This is a genomic window from Cellulophaga baltica (assembly GCF_018861125.1).
In the GTDB taxonomy this organism is placed as follows: domain Bacteria; phylum Bacteroidota; class Bacteroidia; order Flavobacteriales; family Flavobacteriaceae; genus Cellulophaga; species Cellulophaga baltica_A.
In genome coordinates this window covers 353,481-369,422 of record NZ_JAHKQN010000013.1, presented here as the reverse complement: position 1 = coordinate 369,422, position 15,942 = coordinate 353,481, and the positions used below count along the sequence as shown (strand labels likewise).

The following is a 15,942-nucleotide window of genomic DNA, read 5'->3' as shown; positions in this document are numbered from 1 at the left end:
TGGCTCTTTTTATGTTTTTAGTGATACCACAACCCATTTTTCGCCATCAACAAGTTCAAATGTATCAACAGTAGTAAAACCAATAGCGGTATGTGCTTGTAATGATCGTTTATTTTTAGCGTTAATATCTGTAACAATATAATCAAACTCAGCACCAACGTTTTTTTTCATTGCCTCATACAAGCCCCTAAACACCCCTTTTTTTCTGTGATTTTTTGAAACACATACCTGACCCATTACAATAAATTTTTTGTTATTATAATATGTGTCTTTATTTAGAAAGGTAAACAAAGGTTCCAATACTTCAATTGTATTTCCAAAATCAGGATGCATACTTAAAGCGTAACCTGCAACTTCATCACCGCATTTTGCTATAGTATGTGCACATACATCATTCATTGCTTTTAAAGTGCTGAAATCATGCTCTACGGTAACAAAACCTTCACCGTTTTTTTCTTCCTCAGAAACATTTTTATATAGATTAGCTTGTTGTAATGCTAAAACTTGATTTAGGTCATTCGTCGTTTTTGTGACAGTATAAGTAATATTCATTGGTATGTATACGTTTTAGATGTTTGTGAAAAGCTATTTATTGTTTTTTTGAACTATTGATATTCAAATACTTAATATCATATAGCTAATATCGTCTTAATGTTTTTAATTAATTCTAAGTTAAAACTTAAAGTTTATATGAAAATGTTAAATGTGCTAAAAAAAATATCGATCAAGCACTTTAATCGTATATATTTGCGTTATATCGATAAATTATTTGATTTTATAGGAATAACCCCAATTTTCTTATAAGAAAAAACCTACAAAAATAACAAAATGAAAACTTTTATGTCTGCCACCCTAATTCTAGTGGTTTCTTTAATTTTCTGTAGTGCTACTACATCTTGTGAAAATGAAAGTGAATTATTTACTGAAGCTGTTTTACTTATTGAAGAAGAGGTTACTATTGATCTAGAAAATGCTATTGTTATTCCTGAAGATTTTGATTGGACTAACATTCCTGAAACTTATAAAGACTCGATTTTAGATATTCAGTTTGATTTTGACTTTGAAGAACAAACTATTGAATTGCCAGCGGATATAACTTTATATTTTAGCACAGGTTCTTTTAGTAACGGAGAATTAACAGGTGATAATACTACAATTATCTCACAAACAAAATATCAAGTATTTGATGATATTGATTTGGCTGGTTCGTATGATGAAGATCAGTATTTAATGCCTTATTGGTTTGGAGCAGTTATGGATGGCGTAACTGATGATCGTGATGTTTTTGTAGAAACGCTAGACCAAGCAACGAATATTAGCGGAAAGGTAATGGTAGATAAGGACATTTTTTTAGACGTTGAAGAAACAGGTGCTAAATCTATTTTTTTAGATGATAATAGTTGGATTGAGGGTGATAACGATGCAAATATTATTGTTAATAGCCTATATTCACCTGCTTTTTATATTGCTTTAGTAGAAAATGTTACAATTAAAAATTTAGTAATGTTGTACGACCAACAGTATGACGCTAGTTTTGGTTGGGATACTTCAATAATTGAAGATAATATCACTCAATTACGATATTACTTAGAACAAGAAAAAAATATAATATTTACAAGTAGTACACCTTTATGGAATGGTGGTCCAGTTTCATTTAGAGCATTGTTTTCAATTGAGGCTGCTGAAAATGTAACTTTTGAAAATGTAGATTTTAAAGCTAAGGGTGCAACTGCAGATACTTTTATACAAGAAGCAATAAAATTTAAAGAACAATTTAGTTCCGATCAAGAAGTAGTAAGTGATTTAGGCTTGACAGCAATTTCTAAACAAGTAAGTTTAACCAATATAAGTATGGATGGAGTTATAATGGGTATTCAAGGTATTGTTGAAGATTTACTAATTACGAATTTTGATGGACATAGATATTCAGATGTACAAAGTGCTTCAGGAAATTATATTGGAGGAGCAGATCATTGGATGCCACCACCACATTTAATCTACTTAAATGAAGATAGTTCAATTAATAATCTTTTTACCAATAATGTTCAGATAACAAATGTTATGGATTATGGTGATTATGTTGGTTCAACAGAAACTAGGGGTTCAAGTGGATATTGTAATTCGTTAAAACTAGTTGGTAATGTGCAAAATGTTGTTGTAGCCAATTATACTTCTTATCGTAGAGATGGATTGGGCGATTTTGGTAATATTATAAATGGAGACTTTAGCGATATGTATTCGGAATATACCTCTGATATTTTTGATTCTAGTTTAAAATTTTATTCAATGCGTTTTGTAGGGCCTTTGACTAATTCTACAATCGAAAATGTGACCATTAAAGATATGTCGGACTTAGCTGAAATTTATCCAATGGGTTTTGCTGAGGGTGACTATGTTACTTTGGATAATATACAAATTTATGTAAATGAATTAAATACAGAAAGTTATGGCTTTTTTGGTATTTCAGGTTCAAACAATACTATTATAAACTCTAGTATATCTATTGAAAATCATACGAGTACAGATGCTTATAGAGGTGTTATTTATCATAATGAAGAAACTTTAGAAAGTGGTGCTAATAATTACTATGATGTAACTGTAAATGGGTGGAGAAGTTTAGATGAAAATTGTTATGAAAACAAATGTAGAATGATTTTTGCGAATGCCTCAAACACCAATACTAATTATGCGAAAATTACAGATATTAGTAATAATATGGTGAGTGAACAAACCAATAATACACTTGTTGATACATGGACTCGTACTGAGACTGTCGATTTAGGTAGTGGTACAAGTGAAGAATTAGAAATTAATATTCCTTATGGTTATATGTTGCAATCTATTTCAGCAAACACTGTTGAAAGTTTAGCTTCTGGTGTTGAAATTAGTATAGGAACAAGCGCTACCGAAAAAAGTAATTTAATGAGTACGCTGTCTAAATCTACAGGTACTATATCTGCATTAATTAATGAGGTGACATCAAGTACAAGTAATCGGTCTATTTACTTATTTTCTGATAGTGATTTTGATAGTACTGGTAGTGTTGAGGTGACTATAGAATTAACTCATGAGAGTCAATATGACTAATCAATGGTATAACTTCCTATGCTTGTGAGCAATTTAAAAATACATTTTATCTTTTTTATAAAGATAAAATGTATTTTTCTACTGACTTAATTTGATTGTTGGTTAATTTATCTTTCCAAGCTGTCATTTTTCCGTTTTCAGATCCGTTTCTAATAATATAATATATTTTTTCTTTTCCATAGATCCATTGATCATCTGCTAAGTTTGGCCCGAGTCCACCTTTTGCATTAGCACCATGACATATTTGGCAATTTTCTTGATATAATTTTTTCCCACTAATATTTATAGATTTTGATTTGTCTGTGTTCTTTAATGTAATCATATCAGATTGCTTTTCGGTGGGGTGAAATAAAATAATCTTATTACTTCCAAAGCCTGATACATAAATATTTCCAGTTTTTTTATCTTCAACAAGATCTAAGGGACCTCCATTTATTTGTAGACCTAGTTTAGAGCCATCATAATCTTGTATTATATCGTTTTTATCACCTCCTGGTTTTAATATTATTAGATCATTTTTTCCCATTCTTGCTACTATTAGGCAACCTTGTAATTTTCCTTGGAAATTATCGCTTCTATATTCAATCACACCTGTAGGTGCTACGTGTGGTCCAAAATTATAAGTAAATCCTCTAAAATTTTCATCAGGTGCTATACTGTTGTATTCAAAATTATCTAAACTTTCGTCGCCGTAATTAAGCACATATTCAGCTCTAAGTGGATTAGGGTGTCCGTAATAGCCATTTTTTTTAACCCTAGCCATAAAGTCATTTTGATCTGGATGTGCATTTGTTATTGCTGGAATATTTTTTGGACCTTTATAGTGAATTTTTGAATAGGGTGGTGTATACTGTTCTGACATTGGATCTGAGCTTGGAGTGTTCTCATCTCCACCAGAACCATTAATTGTAGTATAAAGCTCTCCATTGCTATGCCAAACTAAATCATAAGGGTTTCGTATGCCTGTGGCATAAATTTTTAATGGAGCATTTTCGTTATAAGGTTCGTAAATACCGCCACCATCAATTGTTTTTACTGATAAAGGGAGTACATTAGGTAACTTATTTAATTCAAGAGTTAATATTGTTGCTGATAGTAAGGCTTCGCGAGATGGTTCTTGGTTCTCTTCACAATCACACCAACCCATGCCTGTATTGGCTCCTTGCCCAAAATATAGTTTTCTATCAGGACCAAAAACTATAGAATTAGCAAAGTTTTCATTATTTGGACCAAAACGTGGTAAATCCGTTAATACCAGTTCATTTTTTAAAATGGAATCAGATGTACTGCTTAATTGTAAACGACTTAACCTACCAGCCCAAATTGTTTTATCTATATTTTTTGGTGCATTAGGGAGATCAATCCAACCACTTGATGTTTCTGAAAAAGTTGTCCAAACAACTAAACTGTCTCTAGTTGATGCAGGATCAAATACTAATCCAATAGTTAGTCTTTGTTCGTCACCGAAAGTTTTAAAAGTGTGCTCTAATTTTAGTTCTCCTGATGGTTGAATTAAAAATCGTTTTATTTTACCGTCAATTGAATTTGCGTATAATTTATGGTCAGGGCCTATTATTAGGCTAGTATATTGTCCTTCGGCACTTTTCCCTAATTCTATTTTTTGAAACTTAACATTTTCTAAAACGCCTTTAGGTTTTGTCTTGTAGGTTCGAATCTGTCTATGAACGTACCTGTTAAATTTATTTGGATAAAGTACCAGAATAGCTATGACTAAAGCCATTATAATAAAAATAAGTGTTTTTATTTTTTTATTCATGCTATTTCTTGTAAATACATTAAATACTTATGTGATAATTTTGTAATAGATATTTTTTTATTAAATTTTTATCATCACCGCAAGCTTTTTTTACTTCATAAATTTTAGCATCTACTAACGTACGGTACCACCAACCTTGTAAAAAATGCCATAAAAAACCTTCTTTACCTTGCGTGAACCCTAATTTAAAAATATAGCGGTATATAAAATATAGGAATGAACGCCAAAACAGAGGCATGTCAGCATATTTTTTTTTCTTATCTCTTTTAGATTGCGCGTCTTCAGACATTTCAAATTCGTTATCTTGTTGCGTATTTTTTATTAAACTATATTCTATGTTTAATAATTCTATAGCTTCACGAATTGCATAATTGTTGTGTTTTTGTGTCCACCAGCCTAGTGAGTTTTTATTATCATCAACAAAATACCCTTCAAATTGTATCGTTTCTCCTTTTGTTAATACAATATGCTCATCCATCCATCGATTTTCACAAACTCCATGTTGGTATTTGAATAGTCGGAGCATATTCATTTGTACCATACCTTTAGTCATTAATGTATTTAAAAAATACATTTTTCGTTCAAAAACTATTCCTGAAATATCATTGGAGATAGTTGGTATTTTAGTATTAATTTCTGATATTAAATCCTCTGTTAAATACTCATCTGCATCCAATCGAAATACCCAAGTCGTTGTAATAGGTAGGTTGTCTAATCCCCAATTGAATTGTTTAGCATGGTTATTTTCCCATTTGTTTTGGTATACTTTTGCACCCAATTCAGTTGCGATACTTACAGTATTGTCTGTTGAGAAGGAATCCACCAAAAATATTTCACTTGAAAACTGTTGTGCATTTTTAATACAACGTTCAATATGTTTTTCTTCGTTATAGGTAAGTATTATGGTGCTTATGGAATTCATTAATTTAAAATTTCACGTTTCTTAATAAATTTTGCGGGGTTTCCACCAACAATTGTCCAAGCTTCAACATTTTTAAAAACCGCTGCTCTTGCGCCAACTACTGAACCTTGACCAATAGTAACACCTGGGCCAATAAAAGATTCTGCTGCTACCCATGAATTTTCTTCAATATAAATGGGAGCTAAGTATAATTCATGCTTTTTACTTGTATAATCATGACTAGAGGCACATAAATAACTTTTTTGAGAGATGGTAGCATTTTTACCAATTGTAATTTTACCTTGATTGTAACAATCAACTTTTGGTCCTAAACAAGCGTAATCATGCATTTTTAAATTCCAAGGAGCCCAAATTTTAGTTGAAGAATTGATCATAGCAGTCCAGGAAATGTCAGCGCCAAAACATTTTAAAACTAATACTCTCCATTTCTTGAAAATACGCAATGTAAAAGGCCTAAAAAGAAAAATATAAGTAATAGACCAAACTACTCTTAAAATTTTATTCTTTTTTGAAAATTTATGTCTTGTTGAAGTTTTTGATAGTTCCTCCATTTATTATAAAATTTTATTCAGAATAATAATTATGATTTAATCTAAGGAATTTTTTAAAAATTCAACAGAGCTATTAATATGTTTGTTTAGCTTATGGTTTACAGTTTCAAAATTAATTGAATTAATTTCATCTAAATTCACAGTGTCACCTTCTCTTAGAAGTCTATCTTTTAAGTCTACAACATTTAAAAGACTTTCTTGGCGACTGTTGTTGTTTTTATTAGCAGGTGTTATTACATAAAATGGTTTTTCAAAAATTAATGAAAATACACTACCATGAAATGAAGTGGTTAAAACAATACTTGCACTGCTGTACAAACCTAAAAATTCTGCAGGCCCAAAATCTCTTATGTTCAAAATTTTATCGTCAGACTCTAATGGCATTTCGTTTTTGCAAACACGAATAATTTTATATCCAGTTTTTTCTTGAATTTTATAAGCCAATTCTTCCGCATAAGCATTTTTCTTAAAAATAAAGAAGAGAATATAAGGTTCTTTAGACTCGTAGGGCACCATTAATTCTTCCCATTCTATCCTAGATAATAGTAATGTAGGATCTACAACATGTGTTGCATTTTTATCCGTAATATTTTTTATGATACTTACTCCAGCATCTTCTCGTGTACTTATATGTGTTAAGTTATTTAACCATTCTTTATATTGAGGATAGTATGATTTATCTATACTTCCAACACCAAAACTTGACGCATATGAAACTTTATTTGCATCCTCTGGAGCAAAAGTCAAAAAGTAAGGTGCAATGTTTGTTCCATTATTAGGGTTCCATACTTGATCGCTGCCAACTATGAAAGTGTCGTATTTGTGTTTTTGATCATATAGGTCGGTGTAACTTTTATATTTTTTTGAAACTAGTGTGTTTTTTTTGTGAAAATTATCAAATCTATCTTTTCTAACTTTTGCAATTTCTGGATATTTAAAGGCGCTATATTTATCTAGCCATTTTAATACCAAGTCTTTTAGCTTGTTTTTGGCAGAGGTTTTAATCAAAGGCTTTGATTTTTCTTCAGCACAATATTCAGGATTTTTATAATATAAATAATTTATAATCTCATTATCATAACCCATCCTTTTTAATTTATGATGTAAAGCAAAAGCTTGTAATTCCGCTCCGTAATTGTTTACATTTAAGATGGTAATAATTCCAATTTTTTTCATTTCTAAATTTTATTAATTCCTTTTATATATTGAGTTGCTGCTTTACTTGTGGTAAAAGATTCATCAAAAACTTTAAAGGCATTTTGCTTCATTTCATTTTTTTCTAAAATAGATAACTTACTCCACTTTTCTAATAACTCATACGTTTCTTTTGAGGTATTGTTTTTTACAATGCCACTATTCCCATTTTCAATCTCTCGCCAAATATTTACTTTGTTACTTATCAACACTGGTTTGCTACAAGCCAAAGCTTCAACCACAGCAATACCAAAATTTTCTTGATGACTGGGTAAAACAAATACATCACTTTCATAAAAAGCACCCCATTTGGCATCTCCGGTTAACATACCTGTAAATAATATGTTTTTTGATTTTTTTGCTAACTCTTGCATCTCCAATCCATAAGCATGGTTATTTGGGCCTGCAATTATTAATTGCGGTAGCTCTTTAAGTTCAGATTCAAGTTTTAAATATGCGTTTATTAATAAGTCGACTCCTTTTTTTTGGTGAATTCTACTTAAAAATAAAAAATATGGTTTTTCACCCCAATCAGGCACTTTAGCTTTAAAAGCTTGTTGCATTGAAGTCTTATAAGAAGGTGGAGCTTGTATGCCGTACCCTACATTTATTTCTTTTTTTGGTTTGTAATTGGGGAAGCTTGTTCTTGCCAATAATAATTCTTCTTCGCATGTAAATAATACTCCATCCGCTTTATTAATGACTTTGTTTTCAAATATTTTCCAATAAAAGGTGTTTCGTAATGCTTTTAACCTACGTTCTTTTGCTTTCTGAAAATACGGATCTAACATGCCATGCGGCATGACAAATACTTTAGGTGAATTATTGTTAGAATTTCTATATTGAAGTATCGCTTTAATTGTGGCATGGCTTTGGTACAACCACAAACCGTGTATCACAACAATATCAAAACGTTTAAAATTATTCAAAAGCCAAGGGATGAGTTTTTTATTATAACTCCATGGCGTTTTACTAGCACCAAGGGCATGTATGCTAAAAGAATCTTTCCCTAAATAGGCAGCGTCAGGTTGGTCGAAGCAAACTACTTCGTTATGGTGTCCAAGTTTACTTAATTCGGGCACCATATTTCGGATGCCTTGGCAAGGACCGCCCGCTTCTGGATTCATACTTGGAATTACTCTTAGTATTTTCATCTTTCAATTAAATTTTTATATAATTTAATATACTGATTTGCTATATTGGTTACTGAAAAACGTTCAGCGTTAACTAATCCTTTTTTTATTACCTCGCACCTAAATTCATCATTGTTTATACATTTTAGATACATGTTTTTTAATGAATTTTCATCATTTGGATCTATAAATGCAACTGCATTATCACTCACTTCAATCATAGGTTCTATTTCGGATGTGATAACTATTCTTCCAGTTTTTTGACCTTCAATAATGGGCATACCAAAACCTTCATAAAGAGAAGGAAAATTTACAATATCACAGTTAATATATTCCTCTTTAATTTCTTGGTCAGTTAAGTTTGTAGCATTCGAATATTCAATATTGTATTTTTCAAGTAAAACTACTTGTTCTTTTTTTAAATTTCCAATAATTCTCAAATGACATGATATATTATTAAGAGCTTCTATTGACTTTTTAAGATTTTTATTCCAACCTGTTCCAATATGTAATATGACTGGTTTTTCTTTATTAAATTTATTTTCAACATACTCAAAAATTGGATCTATAGGATTATAAATAACATTAAGTTTATTGGACTTTATCTTCGTTAATATGTTTTTCTTGGTTTGATTAGAGATACAGACTACTTCGTTTGCTATTTTGACAGGTATATAGAGCCATAAAAACCATTTTATAAATTTTTTAATTGGATTTTTTACATTATCCAAGAAAACTAAGTCATGTATGGTAAGTACAGTTTTAACACCAATTAACGCTAAGAGAACATCATGAATATGCCCCGTAACGTGATGAATTGTATTTTTAGATCTTTTTTTATAAGTGAAAATATTATTTTTTAGTACGTCATTAGGTTTCGAACCTTTTTTTGGCATTTCAATAATTTCTACAATGTTTGATTTGCCAATTTCTTCAATGATTGTTCTAAATACTCTATGTATAGAATGCCCTACTTTAGGATGCCTAAAAAAATAGTGTATTTTCATGGGAGGAAGTTAATTTTTAAAATTGTTATGGTTTATTTACGCAATTTTTCCCACTCTAGATCTTTAAAACATGGGCCCTGTGTTGCTTCAGAAAACTTTATGTCATTGCTGTACCCATTCCACTCTATAATTACAGGTTTATTGTCGTTATTTACAGTTACGTCCCAGCCAATAGTACGTACCATAGGCATCTTATTATGCAAATCAGTTACTAATGAAATACAGTCGTTAAAGTTAGGAATTATTTGTGACTCAAATGTCTGTTTTGAATCAGGATGTTGAAAAATTTTTCGCCAATTTGACAAGTAGCCATATTTACTTAAAATACCATTTTTCATATTTATCGGAACACGGATATGATCTTTTGATGTAATGTGTGTATTTTGAGTTCTTCCTAATCGTAGGTATGCGGCCCTTAAGGTAATCGTATTGTTCTTATCAATTACTGTTGTCAACCTAATAGTAGCAACACTATTAGTTGTAAATCTATTAAAAAAATCATGTTGAATTATAAATTCTTGAATGACACAGTTGCCTAGCGTAATAATTTTATTTGTGTTGAAGTCTTTTTCTTTAAATACTAAAATTCCCTTTCCTTGAAAGGACTGATCAGGTTTACAAATAACTTTATCCGTAGTACTAAAGAGTATTTGATGAATGTCTTTTTCCTTCAATAGTTCATAGTTTTTGTTAAACCATAAGCCATTTATAAAATAAATTAAATCAGGACCAATTTCTTTTTTAAATAAGTAATTATTTAAAGGTTTTAAAAATGATATTTTTCCATAACTACCTTGAATTTTCGGAATTATTTTTTTTCCATAATAGTTGTCTGGAATCCAACCTTCTTTAAATTCGCCTGCGTTATGGCTGTATACATATAACCAAGGTGCATACCCTTTCCAGCCTAAAGTATTTATGGCGTAATGATCTGAAGCTTTTTTTAAATAAAGTGGAAGCTTTCCTTTTTCCTTTTCTATGTTTTTGAGAACACTTTTTGCTGTGTTGTTTGAAATTTTATGGTATCTGAAAGTTTCTATTTTCTCAAAAACAATTTTCGTTATTGATTTTAAACCTATCATAAATGGTAAGAGCCAATTATTTAAGGTTGTTAACGATTAGTGGCTTTTTTGTGCCCACTTGTTTGATTTTTTGAACCTCTTTTGGTTTTACTTTTATTTCTGATCTTGAACGTTTTTCTAATAAAATAGCCATCTCTTTTACTTTTTCTATAGGTTTATTATTTTGTCGAGGAACATAGTTCAACATTACAGAAAAATCGGCTTCTTGTTGTAATTGTATTTCTTTAAAGTGTTTCATATAACCATCAAACATAACCATAAGATGATCTCCTTTAATGGTTAAACCTGAAGGTGTTTTAATATTATGAGCCTGTCGCCCTCTAACATTCTGCATTAAGGGTAAATTTTTACCGCAAGAACATTTTTTATCCATATATGCTCCCTCATCTCCAATATCATACCGAATTAGTGGGAAAGCATAGTTGGTTAAATCTGTAAGTAATATTTTACCAGTTGTATTAGGTGGGACAGGATTATTATTTTTATCTACAAATTCAATATGCACGGTATCTTCCATTATATGCAACCCTTCTTGTTTGGGGCATTCTGCTGCGATTAACATAATTTCGGTATTCCCGTACTGGTCACAAACAGGGGCGCCAAAGGCTTTTTGCATGATTTCCCTTTGTTCCTCAAATAATGGGGCAGAGGTTACCCAAACCATTTTTGGAGGATGAATCTTTATATTGTTGTCTAGTAAATATAGTGCAAATTCAAAAACAACATCTACATAGCCTTGTAGTAATGTTGGTTTTATGCGGTTAAACTTTGTTACAAATTTATTTAAATCTTCTTGACTAGGATTTGCGGCCGCTAAAAAAACACGTTTCGTAGGCCACCACATAATTTCATTTGTAAGACGCTTAAGTTTAGTTTTTTTATAACGGTATATAAAAGCTTGGTTTTCCCAAGGTTCAATATTCCACCATTTTAAGATTCGCCAACGTATAGGTGTTTCAGGATGCCTTTTATCATGTAATAGAGTTAACGGGTTTCCTGTACTGCCGGAAGTTCTTACAGTTCTATAGTTACCTGATTTTAATTTTTGTATTTTAATTTTGTTAAAATTTTCTTTTATTTCTTCTCTTGTTAAAGGTGGAAGATTTAAAAAGTCTTGGGTAGAGAGAATAGCTCCATTTTCTAAATTCAAATTTTTATACTTTTCTGCATAAAAAGAAGATTTTTTTATGGCATGCTGTACCAAATTTTGACGCCTTTTAAAATTTAGATCATCCAGACTGTTTTGATTTAAATTTTCTTGCGCATTTTTGTGTAGTTGGTTTAGCTTTGAATTTAAAATTTTGGTTTTAAACGAAAAAACTGCTTCTGATAAGCGATTCCCCATAAGTTATTCGTTTTATTGTTCTGTGTTGTTAATACAGAACTAAAACTGAAAAATAATTTTAGTTCTGTATTTCTTTTTTTGGTTGGGGATTAAATTACTTATTTGTAGGTAAAAAAATATTTTTCACCTGTTAAATAGTGCTAATAATCGATGAAATACATATATATTAATATTTTTTACAATTGTTTTGAAAAAGATGTCATAATATTATCCATGGCTAAATACTGTGATGCATAACCTCTAGCATTAGCCTTCATCTTACTTGCATTCTTATTTTCAAATGCTTCTTTTATTCCTTTGTTTAGAGCTAATTGGTTTTCTGCTGCTACCATGATGCCCATATTGTAGTTTTGCATTAATTTATAAATGCTTGAATTTGAATTTGCCGTTACAAGAGCTAAACCTCCTACTGCTAATATTGTTGTTAATTTAGAAGGCATAACCAAATCGCTTGCTTTTTCTTTTTGGATCACCAAATGCAAATCGGCCATATTTAAAAAGGCATTAAATTTTTCCATAGGTTGTAATGCCATGAATTTAACATTTGTTAACTTCATTTCTTTGGCCATTGTTATAAGCTTTTCTTTATAAGGCCCCGTACCACAAATAATGAATTGTATTGCTGTAACTTCTTTTAATGCTTCAGCCGCATTTAAGATTGCTTCTAAACCTTGCTTTTCACCAATTGCACCAGAGTAAAGTACCACATAGTCTGACTCTTTAAATCCAAATTGTTCTTTTAATTCAGTGTTATTTTCAATTGGAAAAAAGCTTTTTGTATTGGTCCAATTAGGAAAAAAAAGAATTGGTTTTTTAGCTTTGCGTTCAATGCGTTCCATCATTCCGTCAGAAATGCTACTAACGACATCTGTATGCTTGAAAATAAATTTTTCCGTTCCATATAAAATTTTCAATAATGCTGGAGATTTTATTAATCCTAAATCTTGAGCAGCTTCAATTTGTAAATCTTGTATATGGTGTAAATGTTTCGCTCCTTTCAATTTTTTATAAAAAACACCTAGCAAACCAAATTGAAATGATGGCGCTATTGAGATAACCCAATCATATTTTTGTTGAAATAATTTGGGTATTAGTGCTAGAGAAGCAGTAGAAGAAAATGTTGTATCTAAAATCATTCGTTTCAACCCAGTAGGGTTTGTTGGAACATACATCGGGCAACGTACTACGGTTAATTTACCACCAGATTCAAATTGTTGTGTTTCTTTCTTATACCAAAATCTATTTTTGCGATAAGGTTCTTGAACTTTCCATTGTGGATAATAGGGGTATGCTGTTAATACCGTACAGTCAAAACCTTCTTTAGCCATCCATTGCATCATTTCCCCGGAATATTTGCCAATTCCTGTAAGTTCTGGAGAAAAATTATACCCTATAAATAATATTCTTTTTTTTTCTGTTCTCAAATTAGTAGTTTTAATTTTGTTGCTAATTGATATCCACTATCAAATTGAATTACTTTTTAGCTTTAATTTATAGTTTTAGCTTGTTATTGTTATACTCTTAATATATAAAAGAGATCTTTTTGCTAACTATAGTTTTTTTAACTCTTATATTTAACTTTTGATTATATCTAAATAAATTTTTTCAATTTGATTCAATATAGTTTTTTCATTAAAGATAGCGCAATGTTCTAAACCCTTCTGAACTATATTTTTTCGTTCCGATTCTGTTAATTGCATCATTTTTTCTACAATTAAAGCTGATTCTTTTAACCAAGCTGTTTTATTTTCAGGAGAAGATGGCATTGATTTTATATAGTGAGCAGCAGTACCGCCTACTTCATTCATAGGCATTGCATCTGTAGTAATTACAGGGCAACCACAAGCCATAGCTTCTGCTACAGGAAAGCCAAAACCCTCTAATAAGGATGGAAACAAAAACAATGTAGCGCCTTGGTAGGCTTTTACTAAAGTTTCATCAGACACTTTGGTTAAGAAATAAATATCTTTAGAAAATGGAGACTGCTCTTGTAGTTGTACCATTTTTTTACACGGTGATGAGCCGATCATTAGTAGTGGTAAGTTTTGATCGCTCATTGTTCGCCATTCTTGGTATAACTGGATTACACCAGCTCTATTTTTGTAAAAAGTATTTCCCCCAACATGCAATATATAGCCGTTTTGTAGCTTGTTATCAATTTTATTTTCAATAAAAATTTTAGCTTTTTTAGTGTCCCCAATTGTAAATTTTGGATCTATTGGATTGTATACTTGTTCTAATGTTTTAGGTTGTTTTTGTAAAAAAGATAACAGCTCTCTTTGTGTATTTTTTGAAATTGCAATAAAATTATCAGCTTTAGAAAATCCTTTTAAAATTAAATTTTGATATATTTTTCCAGTTTTTGAAATAGGGTTTTCCTTGATCAAACCTAGTGATGATTTTAATGCAATAAAATCATGACAATGAATCACATGTTTTCTGTTTTTTATCAATGGAGTCCATATACCTAAAGCTTGATCAATTAAGATATATAGGGTATCCTTTGGCGTTAATCTATTTTTCCAATGAAATACAATAGGGAATAGAAAATAGACATCAATATAACGTAACCATTTGCTTAATCCACTTCGAGAGTCTTTTTTGGATAAGTATAATTTAGGAGCCCATATTTGAGTTTCATGTCCTCTTTTTTGTAACCCTAAATTTAGTATGTTTTCATAACGTTTCATACTATAGCCTAAGGAATCCTGTTGATGGATTATAAAAATTAGTTTCATACTAATTTTATTTTTTTAATAATTGTAACGGTTTCAAATAATTTAATTCAAGAAATTTTAATTTCCATTGTATTGATCTTTTTTCTAAAAAATAACAAACAACTATAAAAGGAGGGATAAAAAGTAATTGGTACATTAAATCAATTTTTTTCATTTCGAAAAAAATTAAAAAAGGATAATGTAATGCATATATAGCATAGCTGCCTTCACCAATTTTAAAGAATAGTTTGTTGATAATATTTTGAGTTTTGTCGAAATTTTTATTTTCAAAAAATAACATACTAAAATAAAAAATTCCATTTAAAAACATACCTTTTCCTATAACTAGCAAAGTGTCAGAGGGTATGTAATTATGGAATATTATAGACATTAAGCCTATCATAAAATTAGTTATAAAAAATAAATTATTTTTTTGCCAAAGGGTAAAATATTTTGAAGAAATATAGCCTTGTATCCAAGTAATAAAACCAGCAAGAAATAGAAAATAGGGTACAAAAAATATTTTTTTATTAAATATTATTCCTATTAAAATAATAAATATAAATACAATGTATTTTACATTTAGATTTGTTTTTAAAAGATATTTCTTATTTAGAATATATGCAATTGGAAAAGCTAAATAGAAGAACATTTCAAAGGCTAAAGACCAAAGGGGTCCGTTTAGGCCATAAGGGACAACCCATGACTCAGCGATCGAAGCACTGGTTTGTAAAAAGAATAAATTTCCAATAAAATTTATGATATTAAAATCTTTTAAGTATAATATGTTAAGTACAAAACCTATAACAAAGGCTAAAGCAATACTAATCCAGTAAATTGGTAAAATTCGTTTTAAACGTTTATAGATATAGGTATTTAAACTCTTTTTTGTGTTTATAGGCCTTTTAGAAACACTTAAACCTATTGAAAAACCTGATATAATAAAAAACAACAAAACAGCTTCTTTATTTAATGAAGAAACATAATCAAAGATATCGAACCAAGTACTAGTTAAGTTATTTTGAAATATTTTTTTATTTAGTTTGAATATATGATGGTATAATACAACCAACGCGGCAATACCCCTTATGCTGTCAAGAATTTTTATTCTACTATATATTCTCATT

At 30.1% G+C, this 15,942-nt stretch carries 13 protein-coding genes; 1 reads left to right on the top strand and 12 read right to left on the bottom strand.

Translation table 11 applies throughout. The features are described 5' to 3' along the window. Positions 1 to 9: 9 nt before the first annotated feature. The gene (locus tag KO500_RS04385) at positions 10 to 552 is read right to left on the bottom strand and encodes a GNAT family N-acetyltransferase (protein ID WP_215955284.1); all 543 of its coding nucleotides are present in this window, start codon (positions 550 to 552) and stop codon (positions 10 to 12) included. Between the two features lie 276 nt (positions 553 to 828). On the opposite strand from KO500_RS04385, the gene KO500_RS04380 reads away from it, so the two are divergent. Continuing rightward, complete coding sequence (locus KO500_RS04380; RefSeq protein ID WP_215955283.1) at positions 829 to 3,087, top strand: hypothetical protein; 2,259 nt, start codon at positions 829 to 831, stop codon at positions 3,085 to 3,087. Between the two features lie 55 nt (positions 3,088 to 3,142). Here the strand turns inward: KO500_RS04380 and KO500_RS04375 are convergent, their stop codons facing one another. The 11 genes from KO500_RS04375 to KO500_RS04325 form a co-directional block, all read right to left on the bottom strand. Next, positions 3,143 to 4,864: a c-type cytochrome gene (locus KO500_RS04375; RefSeq protein ID WP_215955282.1), complete on the bottom strand. Its 1,722-nt coding sequence runs from the start codon at positions 4,862 to 4,864 to the stop codon at positions 3,143 to 3,145. A gap of 19 nt (positions 4,865 to 4,883) precedes the next feature. After that, positions 4,884 to 5,786 carry a glycosyltransferase family 2 protein gene (locus KO500_RS04370; protein WP_215955281.1) on the bottom strand — a complete coding sequence of 301 codons (903 nt, stop codon included), beginning with the start codon at positions 5,784 to 5,786 and terminating at the stop codon, positions 4,884 to 4,886. Continuing rightward, a complete protein-coding gene (locus tag KO500_RS04365; protein WP_215955280.1) occupies positions 5,786 to 6,337 on the bottom strand; it encodes a putative colanic acid biosynthesis acetyltransferase in 552 nt (183 codons plus the stop codon). The genes KO500_RS04370 and KO500_RS04365 overlap by 1 nt, the downstream gene beginning before the upstream one ends. Positions 6,338 to 6,373: 36 nt before the next feature. Further along, on the bottom strand, positions 6,374 to 7,513 hold the full coding sequence (locus tag KO500_RS04360; protein ID WP_215955279.1) for a polysaccharide pyruvyl transferase family protein: 1,140 nt from the start codon (positions 7,511 to 7,513) through the stop codon (positions 6,374 to 6,376). A 2-nt stretch (positions 7,514 to 7,515) separates the two neighbouring features. After that, positions 7,516 to 8,685, bottom strand: a complete 1,170-nt coding sequence (locus KO500_RS04355; RefSeq protein WP_215955278.1) for a glycosyltransferase — start codon at positions 8,683 to 8,685, stop codon at positions 7,516 to 7,518. Next, on the bottom strand, positions 8,682 to 9,671 hold the full coding sequence (locus KO500_RS04350; protein WP_215955277.1) for a glycosyltransferase: 990 nt from the start codon (positions 9,669 to 9,671) through the stop codon (positions 8,682 to 8,684). Before KO500_RS04350 ends, KO500_RS04355 begins: the two co-directional genes overlap by 4 nt. A 32-nt stretch (positions 9,672 to 9,703) precedes the next feature. Then, positions 9,704 to 10,753, bottom strand: a complete 1,050-nt coding sequence (locus KO500_RS04345) for a sugar-transfer associated ATP-grasp domain-containing protein (protein ID WP_215955276.1) — start codon at positions 10,751 to 10,753, stop codon at positions 9,704 to 9,706. A gap of 16 nt (positions 10,754 to 10,769) precedes the next feature. Further along, positions 10,770 to 12,098, bottom strand: a complete 1,329-nt coding sequence (locus KO500_RS04340; RefSeq protein ID WP_215955275.1) for a phenylacetate--CoA ligase family protein — start codon at positions 12,096 to 12,098, stop codon at positions 10,770 to 10,772. Between the two features lie 176 nt (positions 12,099 to 12,274). Then, the gene (locus tag KO500_RS04335; RefSeq protein ID WP_215955274.1) at positions 12,275 to 13,522 is read right to left on the bottom strand and encodes a WcaI family glycosyltransferase; all 1,248 of its coding nucleotides are present in this window, start codon (positions 13,520 to 13,522) and stop codon (positions 12,275 to 12,277) included. A gap of 150 nt (positions 13,523 to 13,672) precedes the next feature. Then, on the bottom strand, positions 13,673 to 14,836 hold the full coding sequence (locus KO500_RS04330) for a glycosyltransferase family 4 protein (RefSeq protein ID WP_215955273.1): 1,164 nt from the start codon (positions 14,834 to 14,836) through the stop codon (positions 13,673 to 13,675). 7 nt (positions 14,837 to 14,843) lie between these two features. After that, positions 14,844 to 15,941, bottom strand: a complete 1,098-nt coding sequence (locus KO500_RS04325; protein WP_215955272.1) for an acyltransferase family protein — start codon at positions 15,939 to 15,941, stop codon at positions 14,844 to 14,846. Position 15,942: the final 1 nt, after the last annotated feature.

Coding starts and splice junctions, on each gene's coding strand:
- KO500_RS04345 (WP_215955276.1), bottom strand. CDS start 10,753: ATGATAGGTTTAAAATCAATAACGAAAATTGTTTTTGAGAAAATAGAA.
- KO500_RS04380 (WP_215955283.1), top strand. CDS start 829: ATGAAAACTTTTATGTCTGCCACCCTAATTCTAGTGGTTTCTTTAATT.
- KO500_RS04375 (WP_215955282.1), bottom strand. CDS start 4,864: ATGAATAAAAAAATAAAAACACTTATTTTTATTATAATGGCTTTAGTC.
- KO500_RS04340 (WP_215955275.1), bottom strand. CDS start 12,098: ATGGGGAATCGCTTATCAGAAGCAGTTTTTTCGTTTAAAACCAAAATT.
- KO500_RS04325 (WP_215955272.1), bottom strand. CDS start 15,941: ATGAGAATATATAGTAGAATAAAAATTCTTGACAGCATAAGGGGTATT.
- KO500_RS04350 (WP_215955277.1), bottom strand. CDS start 9,671: ATGAAAATACACTATTTTTTTAGGCATCCTAAAGTAGGGCATTCTATA.
- KO500_RS04360 (WP_215955279.1), bottom strand. CDS start 7,513: ATGAAAAAAATTGGAATTATTACCATCTTAAATGTAAACAATTACGGA.
- KO500_RS04355 (WP_215955278.1), bottom strand. CDS start 8,685: ATGAAAATACTAAGAGTAATTCCAAGTATGAATCCAGAAGCGGGCGGT.
- KO500_RS04385 (WP_215955284.1), bottom strand. CDS start 552: ATGAATATTACTTATACTGTCACAAAAACGACGAATGACCTAAATCAA.
- KO500_RS04370 (WP_215955281.1), bottom strand. CDS start 5,786: ATGAATTCCATAAGCACCATAATACTTACCTATAACGAAGAAAAACAT.
- KO500_RS04365 (WP_215955280.1), bottom strand. CDS start 6,337: ATGGAGGAACTATCAAAAACTTCAACAAGACATAAATTTTCAAAAAAG.
- KO500_RS04330 (WP_215955273.1), bottom strand. CDS start 14,836: ATGAAACTAATTTTTATAATCCATCAACAGGATTCCTTAGGCTATAGT.